Origin of the sequence: Streptomyces sp. HPF1205 (assembly GCF_020400825.1) — a bacterium.
GTDB lineage: Bacteria > Actinomycetota > Actinomycetes > Streptomycetales > Streptomycetaceae > Actinacidiphila.
This window is the reverse complement of record NZ_JAINVH010000008.1, coordinates 157,519-174,220: the sequence shown is the minus strand read 5'-3', so window position 1 is coordinate 174,220 and position 16,702 is coordinate 157,519. Positions and strand designations below refer to the sequence as shown.

General features: G+C 74.1%; 14 protein-coding genes and 1 pseudogene. 4 read left to right on the top strand and 11 right to left on the bottom strand.

From position 1 onward, the window contains the following. The first annotated feature begins 47 nt into the window (after nt 1–47). Nucleotides 48–1,421, top strand: a complete 1,374-nt coding sequence (locus K7G61_RS11940; protein ID WP_225846723.1) for a dipeptidase — start codon at nt 48–50, stop codon at nt 1,419–1,421. A gap of 124 nt (nt 1,422–1,545) precedes the next feature. Here the strand turns inward: K7G61_RS11940 and K7G61_RS11935 are convergent, their stop codons facing one another. Together K7G61_RS11935 and K7G61_RS11930 are read right to left on the bottom strand one after the other, a co-directional pair. Further along, entirely contained in the window at nt 1,546–2,580 is a 1,035-nt protein-coding gene (locus K7G61_RS11935; protein WP_225846722.1) for an NUDIX hydrolase, read from the bottom strand. Between the two features lie 558 nt (nt 2,581–3,138). Further along, complete coding sequence (locus tag K7G61_RS11930) at nt 3,139–4,113, bottom strand: ROK family protein (protein ID WP_225846721.1); 975 nt, start codon at nt 4,111–4,113, stop codon at nt 3,139–3,141. A 165-nt stretch (nt 4,114–4,278) separates the two neighbouring features. Here K7G61_RS11930 and K7G61_RS11925 point away from each other — a divergent pair, with 165 nt between their 5' ends. Further along, nucleotides 4,279–5,268 carry a LacI family DNA-binding transcriptional regulator gene (locus K7G61_RS11925; RefSeq protein WP_225846808.1) on the top strand — a complete coding sequence of 330 codons (990 nt, stop codon included), beginning with the start codon at nt 4,279–4,281 and terminating at the stop codon, nt 5,266–5,268. 242 nt (nt 5,269–5,510) lie between these two features. Here the strand turns inward: K7G61_RS11925 and K7G61_RS11920 are convergent, their stop codons facing one another. The 5 genes and pseudogenes from K7G61_RS11920 to K7G61_RS11900 all read right to left on the bottom strand — a co-directional run bounded on the left by K7G61_RS11920 (nt 5,511) and on the right by K7G61_RS11900 (nt 10,603). Then, nucleotides 5,511–6,776: an aldolase/citrate lyase family protein gene (locus K7G61_RS11920; RefSeq protein WP_225846720.1), complete on the bottom strand. Its 1,266-nt coding sequence runs from the start codon at nt 6,774–6,776 to the stop codon at nt 5,511–5,513. Nucleotides 6,777–7,020: 244 nt separating this feature from the next. Continuing rightward, the gene (locus K7G61_RS11915) at nt 7,021–7,983 is read right to left on the bottom strand and encodes an electron transfer flavoprotein subunit alpha/FixB family protein (RefSeq protein WP_225846719.1); all 963 of its coding nucleotides are present in this window, start codon (nt 7,981–7,983) and stop codon (nt 7,021–7,023) included. Between the two features lie 54 nt (nt 7,984–8,037). Further along, nucleotides 8,038–8,823 (bottom strand): electron transfer flavoprotein subunit beta/FixA family protein, encoded by a 786-nt coding sequence (locus K7G61_RS11910; RefSeq protein ID WP_225846718.1) that lies wholly within the window; start codon nt 8,821–8,823, stop codon nt 8,038–8,040. A gap of 328 nt (nt 8,824–9,151) precedes the next feature. Next, nucleotides 9,152–9,619 (bottom strand): annotated as a pseudogene (locus K7G61_RS11905) (flavin reductase family protein); the annotation flags it as partial. 549 nt (nt 9,620–10,168) lie between these two features. Next, complete coding sequence (locus tag K7G61_RS11900; protein WP_225846717.1) at nt 10,169–10,603, bottom strand: thioredoxin family protein; 435 nt, start codon at nt 10,601–10,603, stop codon at nt 10,169–10,171. Nucleotides 10,604–10,845: 242 nt separating this feature from the next. Between K7G61_RS11900 and K7G61_RS11895 the strand changes: the two genes are divergently transcribed. Next, entirely contained in the window at nt 10,846–11,589 is a 744-nt protein-coding gene (locus K7G61_RS11895; RefSeq protein WP_225846716.1) for a 1-acyl-sn-glycerol-3-phosphate acyltransferase, read from the top strand. Between the two features lie 22 nt (nt 11,590–11,611). On the opposite strand, the gene K7G61_RS11890 is transcribed toward K7G61_RS11895, so the two are convergent. The 3 genes from K7G61_RS11890 to K7G61_RS11880 form a co-directional block, all read right to left on the bottom strand. Beyond that, nucleotides 11,612–12,637, bottom strand: coding sequence for a low specificity L-threonine aldolase (locus K7G61_RS11890; RefSeq protein WP_225846807.1), 1,026 nt, complete (start codon nt 12,635–12,637; stop codon nt 11,612–11,614). Between the two features lie 101 nt (nt 12,638–12,738). Continuing rightward, a complete protein-coding gene (locus K7G61_RS11885) occupies nt 12,739–13,497 on the bottom strand; it encodes an SDR family oxidoreductase (protein WP_225846715.1) in 759 nt (252 codons plus the stop codon). 23 nt (nt 13,498–13,520) lie between these two features. Continuing rightward, nucleotides 13,521–14,897, bottom strand: a complete 1,377-nt coding sequence (locus tag K7G61_RS11880; RefSeq protein WP_225846806.1) for a DUF6421 family protein — start codon at nt 14,895–14,897, stop codon at nt 13,521–13,523. Between the two features lie 297 nt (nt 14,898–15,194). Between K7G61_RS11880 and K7G61_RS11875 the strand changes: the two genes are divergently transcribed. Continuing rightward, nucleotides 15,195–15,866, top strand: coding sequence for a glycerophosphodiester phosphodiesterase family protein (locus tag K7G61_RS11875; protein WP_225846714.1), 672 nt, complete (start codon nt 15,195–15,197; stop codon nt 15,864–15,866). 164 nt (nt 15,867–16,030) lie between these two features. Here K7G61_RS11875 and K7G61_RS11870 read toward each other — a convergent pair whose 3' ends face one another. Beyond that, complete coding sequence (locus K7G61_RS11870; protein WP_225846713.1) at nt 16,031–16,564, bottom strand: GNAT family N-acetyltransferase; 534 nt, start codon at nt 16,562–16,564, stop codon at nt 16,031–16,033. Nucleotides 16,565–16,702: the final 138 nt, after the last annotated feature.

Genomic DNA, 16,702 nt, shown 5'->3' with positions numbered 1-16,702 from the left:
GTGCGCCAACGACCGAAGCAGCTGCCGGATTCCTGCTAGGAGCCCTCATGTCCACCGTCCCGCTTGCCGAGACCGTCGCCTCGCTGATCCCCCGGGCCCGCGCCGAACTGGCGGAGCTGGTCTCCTTCGCCTCGGTCGCGGACTGGCGGCAGTTCCCCAGGAGCGAGTCGGAGAAGGCGGCGGCGTGGATCGCCGACGCGCTGACCGCGGAGGGCTTCCAGGACGTGGCCCTGCTGGACACGCCCGACGGCACCCAGTCGGTGTACGGCTTCCTGCCGGGCCCCGCGGACGCGCCGACAGTGCTGCTGTACGCGCACTACGACGTGCAGCCGCCGCTGGACGAGTCGGCCTGGCTGTCGCCGCCGTTCGAGCTGACCGAGCGGGACGGCCGGTGGTACGGGCGCGGGAGCGCCGACTGCAAGGGCGGCGTGCTGATGCACCTGACCGCCCTGCGGGCCCTGAAGGAGCACGGCGGGGTGCCGCTCAACGTCAAGGTGATCGTCGAGGGTTCCGAGGAGCAGGGCACCGGGGGCCTGGAGCGGTACGCCGAGCAGCACCCGGAACTGCTCGCTGCCGACACCATCGTGATCGGGGACGCGGGCAATTTCCGGCTCGGGCTGCCCACGGTGACATCCTCGCTGCGCGGCATGGCGCTGATGGAGGTCCGGGTGGCCACGCTGGAGGGCAACCTCCACTCCGGCCAGTTCGGCGGCGCCGCGCCGGACGCCCTGGCGGCGCTGATCCACATCCTCGCCTCGCTGCGCGACGAGAGGGGTGACACGACCGTCAATGGCCTCGACGCGAGCGGCCGGTGGGACGGACTCGGCTACGAGGAGGCCGACTTCCGCCGGGACGCCAAGGTGCTCGACTCGGTGGGCCTCATCGGCACCGGCACCGTGTCCGACCGGTTGTGGGCGCGCCCGGCGGTCACCGTACTGGGCATCGACGCGCCCCCGGTCGTCGGCGCCACGCCCTCCGTACAGGCCACGGCGGGCGCCCTGGTGAGCCTGCGGGTGCCCCCGGGCGTGGACGCCCTCACGGCCGCCGAGGCGCTCAGCGACCACCTGCGGACCGCGGCGCCCTGGGGCGCGAGGGTGGAGACGACGCTGAGGGGCGACGGGCAGCCGTTCGCCGCGGACACCGCCAGCCCGGCGTACGGCGCGATGGCGGAGGCGATGCGGGATGCGTACGGGCAGGAGATGGCGGTGGCCGGCCAGGGCGGCTCCATCCCGCTGTGCAACACCCTGGCGACCCTCTACCCGCGGGCGGAGATCCTGCTGATCGGGCTGAGCGAGCCGCAGGCGCAGATCCACGCGGTCAACGAGAGCCTGTCGCCGGAGGAGTTCGAGCGGATGTCGCTGACGGAGGCGCTGTTCCTGACCCGCTACGCGGTCTCGCAGTCGGCGGGTCAGGGGGTCTGAGCGGGCCCGGTGACGCGGGCCCGGTGTCCGGCGCCGCGCAGGCGCGGATTCCGGGCCCCGGCGCCCCGGGGTCCCCGAGCGACCGGGCGGCTCCCGGAGCGCGCCGGGGACGGCCCGGACGCGGTCACTGCGCCGGCCGGCCGGCTTCCAGGTTGAGCGGGCGGCCCTGTTCGCGGGCCCGCAGCGCCCAGCGCAGCCGGTCCAGACGCACCGGAGGCAGCAGGCGCGCGGCCTCCTCCTCGGTGACGAAGCGCCAGTCGCGCAGTTCGGCGTCCGGCAGCAGCAGCCTGTTGATGTCCGCGCTGGTCACCCGGCCGCCGTCGAAGATGAGGCGCAGACCGCCGTGACCGGGCGGTCTCGGCGGTTCCCAGTCGACGACGAGGAGTTCCAGGCCGCCGCTGAGTTCGAGGCCGAGTTCCTCGGCGACCTCGCGGTGCCCGGCGCGGGCGGGGGACTCTCCGGGCTCCACGATTCCGCCGGGGAACTCCCAGCCCGGTTTGTAGGTGGGGTCGACCAGCAGGACGCGGTCGTCGTCGTCGAACAGCAGGACCCCGGCCGCCACCGTCTCGGCGCGCGGTTCCGGGGTCTGGACGATGCCGCAGGCCCCCGCCCCGCGGCTGACCGCCTCGGCCACCGCCACGGCGGTCTGCCTGGGCGTCAGCCCGGCGGTGCGCAGCACATGCGCGTCCATGACCAGCCACGGCAGCGCCGCGGTGTAGTCGGCGATCCGGTCCTGGGCCCGGCGGCGGGCGGCCTTGTCCGCCTCGGCGTCGTCCGGATGGTCGCGGCGGGCGGCGATACGCTGCCGCAGGATCGTTTCTCCAGGCTCAAGGAGGACATGCCGGACCTCGATCCCCCGCGAGGCGAGCCCACCGAAGATCTCGTCCCGGTAGTCCTGGCGCAGCAGCGACATGGGCACCACCAGCACCCCGCCCACCTCGGCGAGCAGTGCGGCCGCCGTGTCCACCACCAGTCGCCGCCAGACGGGGAGTTCCTGGCAGTCCGCGATGTCGCGCAGGCGCTTGTCGGGCAGCAGTTCGCGCAGGCATCGGCTCAGCGGCTCGGGCTCGTACAGGGTGCTCTCCGGTATCAGGTCCAGCATCTCGCGCGCGGCGCGGCTCTTGCCCGCGCCGAACGGCCCGTTCACCCAGATGATCACGGTGCCCCCTTCTCCGTAGACCCCTACGAATTGCCCGGATCATCGGCACCGGCAAACGCGGTGTCCACGGGAGCGCCGCCGCCCGCCCGCGGCGGCAGCGGCAGGCGGCGGGGCGGCGAGCGCGGCCGAGACCGCATCGTCCCGGCGGGGCCCGCCACCTCGGGCCGGTAGCGTCAGCGTCCCGACCACGGACGGTTCGACCGCCGCCGCCCCGCACGCCGGACAGCCGCCCGCCGGGTCCGGCCGGGCCCCGCAGGACGCGTGGCGGAAGGTGCGCGACGGTTCATCCTCCGCGAGGCGCCGGCAGCCTCACGTCATCAGGCCGTGCGGCGGCTGCCGCAGGCCGAGACCGGCGCCGGTGAGGACGCGGTCGTCCCGCGGCGGCGCCTGCTGGTACGTCTTCCCTGCGCAGCGGCGCCGCCGCGGTGAGGGCGGCGAGCCCTCGCGGAAAGCACGTGTCGCGGGACGTCGCGGTGGACCGGGAAGTCGGACCCGCGCACGCCGTAAAAAATCGCCGCCGCCGCGCCGGCCCCGGGCCGGCGCCCGCCCGCGTTCCCGCTACCCCAGCGGCGTGAACGCCTCCAGCCGCAGGGCCACGGCGGCGGCCGCCGCGGCTCCCACCAGGCCCGCGTCCGTACCGAGCTTGGCGGGCACCACCTCGACCCCCGCGGCGAAGGACAGCGTGGCGTACCGGGTCAGGTGCTCGCGCAGCGGGTCGAACAGCAGGGGACCCGCGCCGGCGACCCCGCCGCCGATCACCGCGACGTCGATCTCGACGAGAGTGGCGGTCGCCGCGATGCCCGCCGCGAGCGCCTGGGCGGCGCGGTCGAAGGAGGCGAGGGCGAGGGGGTCGCCTGCTCGGGCGGAGTCGGCCACGGCCGCCGCCGTGGGCGCGGCGCCGGCCGGCGGACACCATCCGGCGGCCAGGGCGCGGCGGGCGATGTTGGGCCCGCTGGCGATGCGTTCGACGCAGCCGCGCGAGCCGCAGGGGCAGGGGTCGCCGTCGAAGTCGACACTGATGTGCCCGATGTGGCCGGCGTTGCCCGTGGGTCCGGGCAGGAGCGCGCCGCCGAGGACCAGGCCGCCGCCGACCCCGGTGGAGACCACCATGCACAGCGCGTTGTCGTAGCCGCGGGCCGCGCCCTGCCAGTGCTCGGCGGCGGTCATGGCCACCCCGTCGCCGGCCAGGACGACCGGAAGGCCGCCGACCGCCTCGGCCACCCGGGCCACGAGCGGGTAGTCGCGCCAGCCGGGTACGTTGACCGGGCTGACCGTACCGCCCACGGCGTCCACCGGTCCCGCGCTGCCGATGCCGACCGCGACCGCGCCGGGCCACCGCACGGCCGCCCGCAGTTCGGCGATCACCTCGGCGACCGCGGCCATCACGGTCTCCGCGTCCCCGTCCGGAGGCGTGGGCCGCAGCGCGCGCCGCACCAGCGCCCCCTTCGTGTCGACGAGCGCCCCGGCGATCTTCGTCCCGCCGATGTCCAGTGCGGCCACGAGTGGACCGGTCGCGCCGTGTGGGGCCTGCATCGCTCGGAGGTCTCCTGTCGTCGATTCGGCGTCGTTGTCGCGCCGGGGCACCGCGCGAGCGGTACCGGAGGTAGTCTCCCCTCTGACTGACAACGTTGTCCATCTCCGGCCGCAGGGAATACTACGACCGTGACACAAACACCTGGACGTACGCCCCGCCCCACCATGAAGGACGTCGCCGCCCGGGCGGGCGTCGGTCTCAAGACGGTCTCGCGGGTGGTGAACGAGGAACCGGGCGTCACCCCGGACACCGCGGCGCGCGTCCAGGCGGCGATCGAGGCCCTGGGCTTTCGCCGCAACGACAGCGCGCGGCTGCTGCGCACCCGGCGCACCTCCAGCGTCGGGCTGGTCCTGGAGGATCTCGCGGACCCGTTCTACGCCGCGCTCAGCCGCGCGGTCGAGGACGTCGCCCGGGCGCACGGCGCGCTGCTGTTCACCGGTTCCAGCGCGGAGGACCCGCGCCGCGAGCAGGAACTGGTGCTGGCCTTCTGCGCCCGCCGGGTGGACGGCCTGGTGGTGGTGCCGGCCGGCGACGACCACCTGTACCTCGGCCCGGAGATAGAAGCCGGTGTCGCGACCGTCTTCGTGGACCGCCCGGCCGGCCGTCTGGAGGCCGACGTGGTCCTGACCGACAACGCGGGCGGGGTACGCGAGGGCATCGCCCACCTGGTCGCGCACGGCCACCGCAGGATCGGATTCATCGGCGACCTGCCGGGCATCCACACCGCGGCCGAGCGGCTGCGCGGCTACCGCGAGGCCATGGCCGGGGCGGGCCTTCCGGTGCGCGCCGAGTGGTGCGCGATGGGCCCGACGACGCCCGACCGCGTACGGGCCGCGCTCGCCGCGATGCTGACCGGTCCCGAGCCGGTCACCGCGCTGTTCGCTGGCAACAACCGCGTCACCGTCACCGCCGTTCGCGTGCTGTCCGGGCAGCCGCGCCCGATCGCCCTGGTCGGCTTCGACGACTTCGAGCTCGCCGATCTGCTCGATCCCGCGGTCACGGTCGTGGCCCAGGACGCCCCCGGGATGGGCCGCAGCGCGGCTCAGCTCCTCTTCCGGCGGCTCGACGGCCTCGCCCCGGCCGAGCCGTCCCGGGTCGAACTGCCGGTCCGCCTCATCCCGCGCGGCTCCGGCGAGATTCCGCCGGCCGAGTGACGGGCAGGGGCCGCGCCCCCGGCTCGACCGCCGCCCCCCGTCCTCCTTGCCGCCGCCCGATCGCCGACCGCTCCGTTGCCGCCCCTCCCTCACCGGCCGGCCCGCGCACCCGCGCGACCGCCGACCGCCCCCCTTGCCGTCGCCCTGCCCCCTGCCGGCCCGCGCGTTCCGCCGTCCCTGCGCCCGCGAGCCGCCACGCCCGCCGCGGTAAGGCCATCGGCACGAAGTGACGAGCCCCTCGATCAGCGCCCTCCGCGGCCCGCCAGCGCGTCGAGGTCCGCCCGGGACAGGCCGGTGCCCTCGGTGACCTCCTCGGCGGACAGGGCGCCGCAGTCGAGCGCGCGCAGGAGGTCGGCGCTCAGGGCGCGGGCCGTCGCGGGTTCGTCCATGACGTCGGCCTCCGCTTTGGCCGTATAGGCGGTCAACCGGGCGGCGGACGCGGGGAATCCCTCGCGGTAGAAGGCGTAGACGGCGGCGTAGCGGGTCGGCAGGTGGGCCGGGTGCATGTCCCAGCCCTGGTAGTACGCGTGGGCCAGCGAGCGGCGGACCAGCCCGTAGTGCAGTCGCCAGGCCGAGTGGACGCGCTCGGTGGTGCCGACCGGCAGCACGTTGGTGGAGCCGTCGCTGAGCCGCACGCCGGTGCCCGCCGCCGCGGCCTGCATCACGGCCTTTGCGTGGTCGGCGGCGGGGTGGTCGAGGGACTGGTGGGCCGCGCTGACGCCGCAGGCCGCGCTGTAGTCGAAGGTGCCGTAATGGAGCGCGGTGGCGCGGCCCCCGGCGGCCTCGATCAGCCGCGGCACGCCGGCGGCGCCGTCCGGGCCGAGGACGGCCTGGGGAGTCTCGATCTGGATCTCGAACCCGATCCGCCCGTCCGGCAGCCCCGCTGCCCGCTCGAACTCCCCGCACAACCGGGCCATGGCCGCGACCTGCGCGGGAAAGGTGACCTTGGGCAGCGTGAGCACGAGCCCGTCCGGCAGCCCCCCGCCGGCCAGCAGCCCGGTCAGGAACAGGTCGAGGGTGCGGATGCCGCGCTCGCGCACCGCCGCCTCCAGGCACTTCATGCGGATGCCGACGTACGGCGGGGCGGTCCCGGCGGCGACCGCCGCGGACACGGTACGGGCGGCGGCGACGGCGGCCGCGTCCTCCTCCGCGTCGGACCGGTGCCCGTAGCCGTCCTCGAAGTCGATCCGCAGGTCCTCGACCGGTTCGCGGCGCAGCTTGGCCCGTACCCGGTCGTGGACGTCGGCGGCCAGGGCGAGGGGCAGACCGAGTACGGCCGCGAGATCCCTCGGGCCGGGCGCGTGGGCGTCCAGGGCGGCCAGGGCCCGCTCGCCCCATTCCCGGACGGTCCGTTCGGTGAACACGTCGGCGGGGACGTAGACGGTGTGCACGGGCTGGCGGGTGCCGGGGTCGCCGGGGTAGCGGCGGGCCAGTTCCGCGTCGGTGGCGGCGAGCGAGGCGCCGATCTCCCGGCGCACCGCGTCGGTCAGCGTGGTCGCGTCCGGCATGGCGGGACCCTCCCGTCCTTCAACAGACCGTTGAAGCGACGCTAGCGGCGGCCTCCACCAGGGTCAACGGGGCGTGGAAGGCGGCGGGTCCGTTCCGTCGGCGTCGACATGACGCTTCGACGCCTTGTCGACAGATCACCGTCGCGGATTCGCGGCGGGCACGGCCGAGCCCCCGTACGTGCGAGCGCGTACGGGGACGTACGGGCACGTTCGGGGGCTCGGCGGGCACCGGCCGGGCGGACCCTCAGCCCTTGCGGGCCTTGATCTCCTCGGTGAGCCGGGGGACGACCTGGAACAGGTCGCCGACCACGCCGAAGTCGACCAGGTCGAAGATCGGGGCCTCGGGGTCCTTGTTGACCGCGACGATGGTCTTGCTGGTCTGCATGCCGGCCCGGTGCTGGATGGCGCCGGAGATGCCGTTGGCGATGTACAACTGCGGCGAGACCTGCTTGCCGGTCTGGCCGACCTGGTTGGCGTGCGGGTACCAGCCCGCGTCCACCGCGGCGCGCGAGGCGCCCACGGCCGCGCCCAGGGAGTCGGCCAGTTCCTCGATGACGTGGAAGTTCTCCGCGCCATTGACGCCGCGGCCACCGGAGACCACGATCGCGGCCTCGGTCAGCTCCGGCCGCCCCGTCGACTCGCGCGGGGTGCGCGAGACCACCTTGGTGCCCCGGGCCAGGTCCGAGAAGGCCACCGTGAGCGGCTCGACCGCGCCGGCCGCGGGGGCGGTCTCCACCGGGGCGGAGTTGGGCTTGACCGTGATGACCGGGACGCCCTTGGTGACACGGGACTTGGTGGTGAACGCGGCGGCGAACACCGACTGGGTGGCCACGGGACCCTCGTCACCGGCCTCGACGTCGACGGCGTCGGTGATGATGCCCGAGCCCAGGCGCAGGGCCAGCCGGGCGGCGATCTCCTTGCCCTCGCCCGAGGAGGGCACGAGCACGACGGCCGGCTCCACGGCCTTGGCCGCGGCTTCCAGCGCGTCGACCTTCGGGACGACGAGGTAGTCGGCGAACTCCGGGGCGTCGGCGGCCAGCACGCGGGTCGCGCCGTGCTCACCCAGCGTCTTCGCGGCCTCCTCGGCGCCCGGGCCCAGGTGCACGGCCACCGGCTCGCCCAGGCGGCGGGCCAGGGTCAGCAGTTCGAGGGTCGGCTTGCGGACGGCGCCGTCCACGTGGTCGACATAGACAAGGACTTCAGCCATGGGAATCGCTCTCCTGCGGGGATGAGTGGTGGGGCGGTCGGCGGACCGCGGGCGTCAGATGAACTTCTGGCTCGCCAGGAACTCCGCGAGCTGCTTGCCGCCCTCGCCCTCGTCCTTCACGATCGTGCCCGCGGTGCGCGGCGGCCGCGCCGTGGCGCCGTCCACCGCGCTCCAGGAACCGCCCAGGCCCACCTCCGCCTCGTCGATGCCCAGGTCCGACAGCTCCAGCGACTCCACCGGCTTCTTCTTCGCCGCCATGATCCCCTTGAACGACGGGTAGCGGGCCTCGCCGGACTGGTCGGTCACCGACACCAGCGCCGGCAGCGACGCCTCCAGTTGCTCGCTCGCCGCGTCCCCGTCGCGGCGGCCGGTCACCGTGCCGCCCTCGACCGCGACCTGGGACAGCAGCGTCACCTGCGGGACGCCCAGCCGCTCGGCCAGCAGGGCCGGCAGCACGCCCATCGTCCCGTCGGTCGACGCCATACCGGTGACCACCAGGTCGTAGCCCACGTGCTCGATCGCCTTGGCCAGCACCAGGGAGGTGCCGATCACGTCGGTGCCGTGCAGCGCCTCGTCCTCCACGTGCACGGCCTTGTCCGCACCCATGGACAGCGCCTTGCGCAGCGCGTCCTTGGCGTCCTCGGGACCGACGGTCACCACGGTCACCTCGGCGTCGTCCGCCGCCTCGGCGATCTGCAGCGCCTGCTCGACCGCGTACTCGTCCAGCTCGGACAGCAGGCCGTCCACCGCCTCGCGGTCGGTGGTCAGGTCCTCGGCGAAGTGACGGTCACCCGTGGCATCGGGCACGTACTTCACAGCCACTACGATCCTCAAGCTCACGCCTGCTCTCCTACTGCTTCGTCCTGCACGTCATCGTCCAGTCGCCCGGCGTGCCGCTGCCCGGCGCGGGGGCGCCGCCACGGGTACGGTCCTGACCCGGTACGGCGCGCGCCGCGGGGCCGGCCCGGGAAAGCGCCCCTGAACCGCAGCATAGGCGCCTGCGGTCGCGGCTCCCGGCCGGGGCACGGCAACTGCCCCTTCCGTTATATTACTCGCCAGTACACCGAGGTCGTGCCGTATCCGCAAGGCTCGTGGACTGTGACCTGCCTGACGCCGCCGACCGGTTCACGCCCGGTTCCGGGCGCTCGCGCCCATGCGCTCGTGCCCGTCAGCGCGGCAGCCGGCGGAAGCCGCCCTGGTGGTACAGCAGCGGGCCGCCGGGGCCGTGCGGGTCGGCGGCGACAACGTGGGCGACGACGATCCGGTGGTCGCCGGCCGCCACCCGCTCCAGCACGCGGCCGACCAGCCACGCCGAGACACCGTCGAGCAGCGGCACCCCGTGCGGCCCGTGCCGCCACCGGGTGGGCGGCGCGAACCGGTCGGCGCCGCTCCGGGCGAAGACCGAGGCCAGTTCCTCCTGGTGGTCGCCGAGTATGTGGACGCCGATGAACTCCGCCTCGGCGACGGCCGGCCAACTGGACGAGCCCAGGCTGATGCCGAAGGACAGCAGCGGGGGCTCGGCGGCGACCGAGGTGAGCGAGGTGGCCGTGAAGCCGGCCGGGCCGTGCCGGCCGGCGGCGGTGATCACCGCGACCCCGGCGGCGTGGCGGCGGAAGGCGGAGCGGAAGACGGCCGGGTCGACGCCGGGACGGTGACCGGTGCCGTGATCCGGATCGTGACCGGGACCGTGAGCGAAGCCGTCGCCCGATCCCTCGCCGCATCCCCCGCAGGCGCCGTCGTCTTCGTCGGGACCGCCGTCGAGGCGGCCGCCGGGAGCGTCAGGGGCGTCATCGGCCGGGGAGGCGGTTCCGGGGGCGGGCCGGGACGCCGCCGGGCGGGCGGGATCGGCTCCGGAACCGGGTCCGGTGGCGGAGCGCCGAGCGCCGCTCCGGTCCGCGGACTCGGCCTCGGGCCGGCTGCCGGGGCGCGGTACGGATCCGGACACGGGCGTGCCGCGGGTGTGGGTCGTTGCGGTCACAGGGTCGTCCTTCTGGAGCGTGCGCGAGCGGGCCGGTGGCGGTGGTTGTGCGGGCGGAAGGTGCTCAGCGGCTCGGACAGCGCGCGCTGCGGTGCCGTCCGAAGTCGACGTCGGCGCGCGTGCACAGAAGGGGGCCTCGCGACATAACGTCAGAGTGACGATTCGACACCCGCCGCGTCAAGGGCCGGCCGCCAGGTGGAACGCCCGTCACATCCGCTGCGCCGCGCCGGGCCCGCCCGTCCGCGCTCGGACCGCCGCGCCCAGCGCGGCTATGACGTCGACCCGCCGGGGCTGTCCGGCCGCGCGGCGGACCACCGCGCCATCGGCGTCGAGCACCAGCACGGTCGGGGTCCTGACGATGTCCAGCCGCCGTACCAGATCGAGATGCGCCTCCGCGTCGACCTCGATGTGGCGGACGCCATCCACCATGCCAGCCACGTCCTCCAGCACCCGCCGGGTGGCCCGGCAGGGCGCGCAGAAGGCGCTGGAGAACTGCACCAAGGTGGCCCGCTCCCCCAGCCGACCGCCCAGGTCCGCCGCCGTCAAGCGCTCGCCGCCGTCCTCGTCCCGCACCCGCGTCCTCCCTTCCCGCGCTCGCGCGCGATGCCGTGCCCGCCCCACAGCCGGCGCGGCCGGTGCCATGGGAAGCGTTCCCCCGGCCGCAGCCATTCCCGCGGACCGCCGTCCTCGCGACAAGACCGCGGCGGCGAGGACCGGTGTACGACGGGCCCGGCGAAGGGGCAGGGTGAGAAGTATCTCGACCCCACGGGGGGCGTGCGGGATGACAGGGATCCGGTCGGCGGGAGACCATCGGTGCGCCGCCGGCACACCCGCGGGCGCGCAACCGGCCCGGGTGCGCCGCCCGGAGAGAGCAGGTCCCCCCGATGGCCGACCTCCTGTACCCGCCCGTGATCGGCGTGGTCCGCGCCCTGTTCAAGGCGCAGGGCCTGCGGTTCGACATCCGCGGCACCGAGCACGTGCCGCGCGAGGGCGGCGCGCTGCTGGTGAGCAATCACATCGGCTACCTGGACTTCATGTTCTGCGGGCTGGCCGCGCGTCCGGCCGGGCGGCTGGTGCGGTTCATGGCCAAGGAGCAGGTGTTCCGGCACCGGCTGTCGGGGCCGCTGATGCGCGGCATGAAGCACATACCGGTCAACCGCGCCGAGGGCATGCCGGCCTACGCCCACGCGCTGGACGCGCTGCGCCGCGGCGAGATCGTCGGGGTGTTCCCCGAGGCGACCATCTCGCAGTCGTTCACGCTGAAGTCGTTCAAGTCCGGTGCGGCGCGGCTGGCGATGGAGGCCGGGGTGCCGCTGCTGCCGATGGCGCTGTGGGGCACCCAGCGGCTGTGGACCAAGGACCGGCCGCGCCGCCTGGGCCGCACCCGGTTCCCCGTGGTGATGCGGGTGGGCGAGCCGATGCTGCCGGACGAGGGCGAGCGGGCGGGCGCCCTGACCCGGCGGCTGAGGTCGCGGATGGCGGAACTGCTGGAGGAGTGCCGGCTCGCCTACCCGGACAAGCCGGCGGGTCCCGAGGACGGTTGGTGGCTGCCCGCGCATCTGGGCGGCACCGCTCCCACTCCCGAGGAGGCGGCGGCACGCGACCGCGCCGACTCCTGGCGGAACTGAGCCGGCGCCGCCGCCACCGCCGTTACGCGGCCATCTCCTCCCTGAGCGCCGCCGCGAACGCGTCCACGTCCGCCTCCGTGGTGTCGAAGGCGCACATCCAGCGGACCTCGCCCGTCGCTTCGTCCCAGAAGTAGAAGCGGAAACGCTTCTGCAGCCGCTCGCTCACCTCGCGGGGCAGCAGGGCGAAGACGGCGTTGGACTGGACCGGCCGCAGCACCGTCACCCCGTCGACCTCCCGTACCGCCTCTTCCAGGCGACGGGCCATGGCGTTGGCGTGGGCGGCGCTGCGCAGCCACAGGTCGCCCGCCAGCAGCGCCTCGAACTGCACCGACACGAAGCGCATCTTCGACGCCAGCTGCATCGACATCTTGCGCAGGTAGCGCACGGACCGTACCCGCTCGGGACTCAGGACCACCACGCACTCGCCCAGCAGCAGGCCGTTCTTCGTGCCGCCGAACGAGAGGAGGTCGACCCCCGCGTCGGTGGTGAAGGCGGCCAGGGGCACGCCGAGGCTCGCGGCGGCGTTGGCGATGCGGGAACCGTCCATGTGGACGGCCATGCCCCGCTCGTGGGCGTGGTCGCAGACCGCCTTGATCTCGGCGGGTGTGTAGCAGGTGCCCAGTTCGGTGGTCTGTGTGATCGAGACGACCTGCGGCTGGGCGCGGTGCTCGTCGTCGAAGCCGTACGCCTGCCGGTCGATCAGCTCGGGGGTGAGCTTGCCGTCCGGGGTGGGCACGGTCAGCAGCTTCAGCCCGCCCATGCGCTCGGGCGCGCCGCACTCGTCCACGTTGATGTGGGCGCTGTCGGCGCAGATCACCGCGCCCCAGCGTTCGGTCACGGCCTGGAGGGCGGTGACGTTGGCCCCGGTGCCGTTGAACACCGGGAAGACCTCCGCCGCCGGCCCGAAGTGGCGGCGGAAGACGTCCTGGAGGTGGGCGGTGTACACGTCGTCGCCGTAGGCGACCTGGTGGCCGCCGTTGGCGAGGGCGAGCGCCGCCATGACCTCGGGGTGCACGCCCGCGTAGTTGTCGCTGGCGAACCCGCGCACCTGCGGGTCGTGGCGGCGGACGGCGTCGGTGGCGCGGCCCGGCTCGCGCCGGGGGTCCTGATGGTGCGGATCGTGCTCCTTGTGCGGCTCTGTTCGGTCTGTCACGGTCGGGGCGTCAGCCACTGTCGGGTCCCGTTCACTTCCGTTGGGCTCTGGTTCCAGACGTCCGCGATGGCCTCGGCCAGGTCGCGCACGTCCGTGAAGCCGGCGAATTTGGCGTTCGGGCGCTGGGCCCGCAGTTCATCGTGCACCAGGGCCTTGATCACCAAGATGGTGGCCGCCGCCCTGGGGCCGTCGTCGCCGCCGAGCTTGCGGAAGGAGTCGCCCATCGCCAGGGTCCACGCCTCGGCCGCGGCCTTCGCCGCGGCGTAGGCCGCGTTTCCCGCCGTGGGCTGACTCGCGCCGGACGCGCTGATCAGCACGTACCGGCCGCCGGGGCTGCGCAGCAGCCCGTCGTGGAAGGCGAGGGAGGTGTGCTGGACGGTCCGGACGAGCAGCTTCTCCAGCACGTCCCAGTCGGCCAGTTCGGTCTCCGGGAACGACGCCGAGCCGCGCCAGCCGCCGACCAGGTGCACCAGGCCGTCCACCCGGCCGTGGTCCTTCTCGATGCGCGCCGCCCAGTCCTGGGCGGCCTCCAGGTCGAGCAGGTCCACGATCTCGCCGGTGATGTCCGCGCCACCCGCGTCGTACCGCGCGGCGTCCACCGCCTGCGCGAGCCGCTCGGGGTCCGCGTCCACCGCGATCACGTGGCCGCCGGCGCGCGCGAGCCGCTGCAGTACCGCACGGCCCGCCGGTCCCCCGGCGCCCGCCACGGCGATCACCGCCCCGTCGAGTCCGCCTCTGTACGTGTCGGTCGTCATCTGCGCCTCCTCGGACTGACCGGTCACGCGGCGCCCCGCAGCACACTGTCGCCGGTGATCCCCTTGGTAGAGGCGATCACTGTACGGAGCTTCTTGGCAAGGGCCTCGTAGAACATGCTGAGCGGGAACTCGTCCGGCAGCACGTCGTCGACGAGCTTGCGAGGCGGGAGCGACAGGTCCAGGGCCTCGGGCCCCTTGGCCCAGACCGAGCCGGGGTGCGGGGAGAGGTAGGTGGCGACCAGATCGTAGGCGGCGAACCAGTGCACGAGTTTCGGCCGGTCGATACCGTCCCGGTACAGCTTCTCGATCTCGGCGCAGAGCTGGTTGGTGACCTGGGGCGCGCGCTCCCAGTCGATGTGCAGGGTGTTGTCCGTCCAGCGTACGGCGTCGTGCTTGTGAAGGTAGGCGAACAGGAGCTGGCCGCCGAGCCCGTCGTAGTTGCGGACCCGCTCGCCGGTGACCGGGAAGCGGAAGAGCCGGTCGAAGAGGATGGCGTACTGCACGCCCAGTCCCATCGGGTGGCCCTCGGCCTGCAGCTCGACCGCCTCCTTGAAAGAGGTCAGGTCGCAGCGCAGCTCCTCCAGGCCGTACATCCAGAAGGGCGCGCGCTGCTTGATCATGAAGGGGTCGAACGGCAGGTCGCCGTGGCTGTGCGTGCGGTCGTGGATCATGTCCCACAGGACGAAGGTCTGCTGGGCCAGCTCCTGGTCCTCGACGAGACGGGCGGCCTCCTCGGGCAGTTCCAGGCCCAGGGTGCCGACCGCGGCGGCGGTGACCGCGCGGAAGCGGGCGGCCTCGCGGTCGCAGAAGATGGCGCCCCAGGTCCAGCGCTCCGGCGCCTCGCGCACGGCGACGGTCTCCGGGAAGAGGACCGCGGAGTTGGTGTCGTACCCCGGGGTGAAGTCCTCGAAGGTGATGGGCACGAAGAGCGGGTTGTCGTACCGACTGCGCTCCAGTTCGGCCAGCCAGTCGGGCCACACCACGCGCAGGACGACCGCCTCCAGGTTGCGGTCCGGGTTGCCGTTCTGCGTGTACATCGGGAAGACCACCAGGTGCGCCAGCCCGTCGCGGCGGTCGGCGGCGGGCTGGAAGGCCAGCAGCGAGTCGAGGAAGTCGGGAACGCCGAAACCGCCGTCGGCCCAGCGGCGCAGGTCCGCCACCAGGGCGCGGTGGTACGCGGCGTCGTGCGGCAGCAGCGGCGAGAGCTGCTCGACCGCGTCCACCACCCTGTCCAGGACGAGCGCGGCGTCCTGGCGGCTGGGCGCGCCGTCGGCGTCGAAGTCGATGGAGCCGTCCTTCCGCTGCCACGGCCTGATGGCTTCGACGGCCTGCTTCAGCACGGCCCACTGAGGGTGGCCCGTCACACTGTCGCCGGATATACCGCCCCGCTCGGCCGCCATCGGCGAAAGAACTTCTGCCACGACCCCTCCTTCACAAAAGAACCTGCTGTCGTCTCACCGTATCCGTCGTATCGACATACCTTCAAGGGGAGCCCGCGGAGATCGTCCCGCACACGGGGCCCGCAACCGGCCTTCTTCCTGCCTCATCCCGAACGGGTCACCAGAATTTGCGCCGCGAACGGTGAGCCGAAAGGGCGACGCCCGGGGGGCGGACGCGGTGGGCGGCGGTGACGCACGACCCCGACTCGTCATGGCGCGTTCGGCCCCGAGACGCCCGCGCTCGCTAGGGTTGCCGCCATGAGCTTCCTCACCGTCGGTCACCGCGGGGTCATGGGCGTGGAGCCGGAGAACACCCTGCGGTCCTTCCGCCGGGCCGAGCGGGCCGGTCTCGACCAGGTCGAGCTGGACCTGCACCTGAGCAAGGACGGCGCCCTGGTCGTGATGCACGACGCGACCGTCGACCGCACGACGGACGGCAGCGGCCAGATCCGCGACCTGACGCTGGAGGAGATCCGCGGCCTGGACGCGGGGCTGGGCGAGCGCGTTCCTGTCTTCGAGGAGGTCCTGGACGCGGTGACGCGGCCGATCCAGGCCGAGATCAAGGACGTGGCCGCGGCCCGGGCGGTCGCGCGGGTGCTGCGCGAACGCGGCGAGACCGAGCGGGTCAGTGTGCTGTCCTTCCACGACGAGGCCCTCGCCGAGGTCCGCGCGCTGCTGCCCGAGGCACGCACGGTGCTGGTCGCCAGCCGGCTCGGCCCGCAGATCGTCGACCGCGCGCAAGCCGTGGGCGCCCGCCTGGTCAGCCTGGACCTGACCCGGCTCAGCCTGGACGTCGTGCGCCACTGCCAGGCCGCGGGGATCGCCGTCATGGCCTGGACGGTGAACACCGCCCAGGACTGGGCGCTGGCCCGCGCGTTCGGCCTCGACGGGGCCGCCACCGACCTGCCGGCGGAACCCGCCGCTGCCTGAGCGCGGGCCGCGCGCCCACGCCCTCTCCCGTCCGCGGCGCCGGCGGCAACCCGGGGTCCGATTCCGCCGTCCGGAGGGCCCGGAGGCAGCTCGCGGCGGCCGGCCCCGAGTCCGTCCGCCCGGCCGGTCCGGGTCCTGTTCCCGCGCCCGCGCCCGCGCCTGCCTCAGGCCAGCTTCTTGGTCAGCAGCTCGAACTGCAGATCGTCGCGGGTCGGGATGCCGAACCGCTCGTCACCGTACGGGAAGGGGCTCATCCGGCCGGTCCGCGTGTAGCCGCGGCGGGCGTACCAGGCCATGAGGTCCTCACGCACGGAGATCACGGTCATGTGCATCTCCACGACGCCCCACTCGTCGCGGGCGAAACGCTCCGCCTCCGCGATGATGATCTTCCCCAGCCCGGCGCCCTGCAGCTCGGGCCGCACCGCGAACATGCCGAAGTAGGCGTGCTCGCCGCGGTGCTCCAGTTGGCAGCAGGCCACGAGCTCGCCGCCGACCTCCACCGCCACGAGCCGGCTGCCCGGCTTGCTCATGACCTCCAGCACGCCCTCGGAGTCGGTGCGCTGCCCTTCCAGGATGTCCGCCTCGGTGGTCCAGCCGGCGCGGCTGGCGTCGCCCCGGTAGGCGGACTCGATCAGCCGGACGAGGGCGGGCACGTCGTCGACCGCCGCGGGGCGGAAGGTGGGGGTCGCGATGTCCATGCGGGAAAGGCTATCCCGGCCCGCCGAGGGGCCGGCGCGCCCCTGTGGACAACCGCGGGGCCGACTCCCCCGGGCAGCGCGGCGTGCCTGTCGCGGCCACCGGACGGGGGCGGGTCGGGCACGACTCGGCGCGGCCGG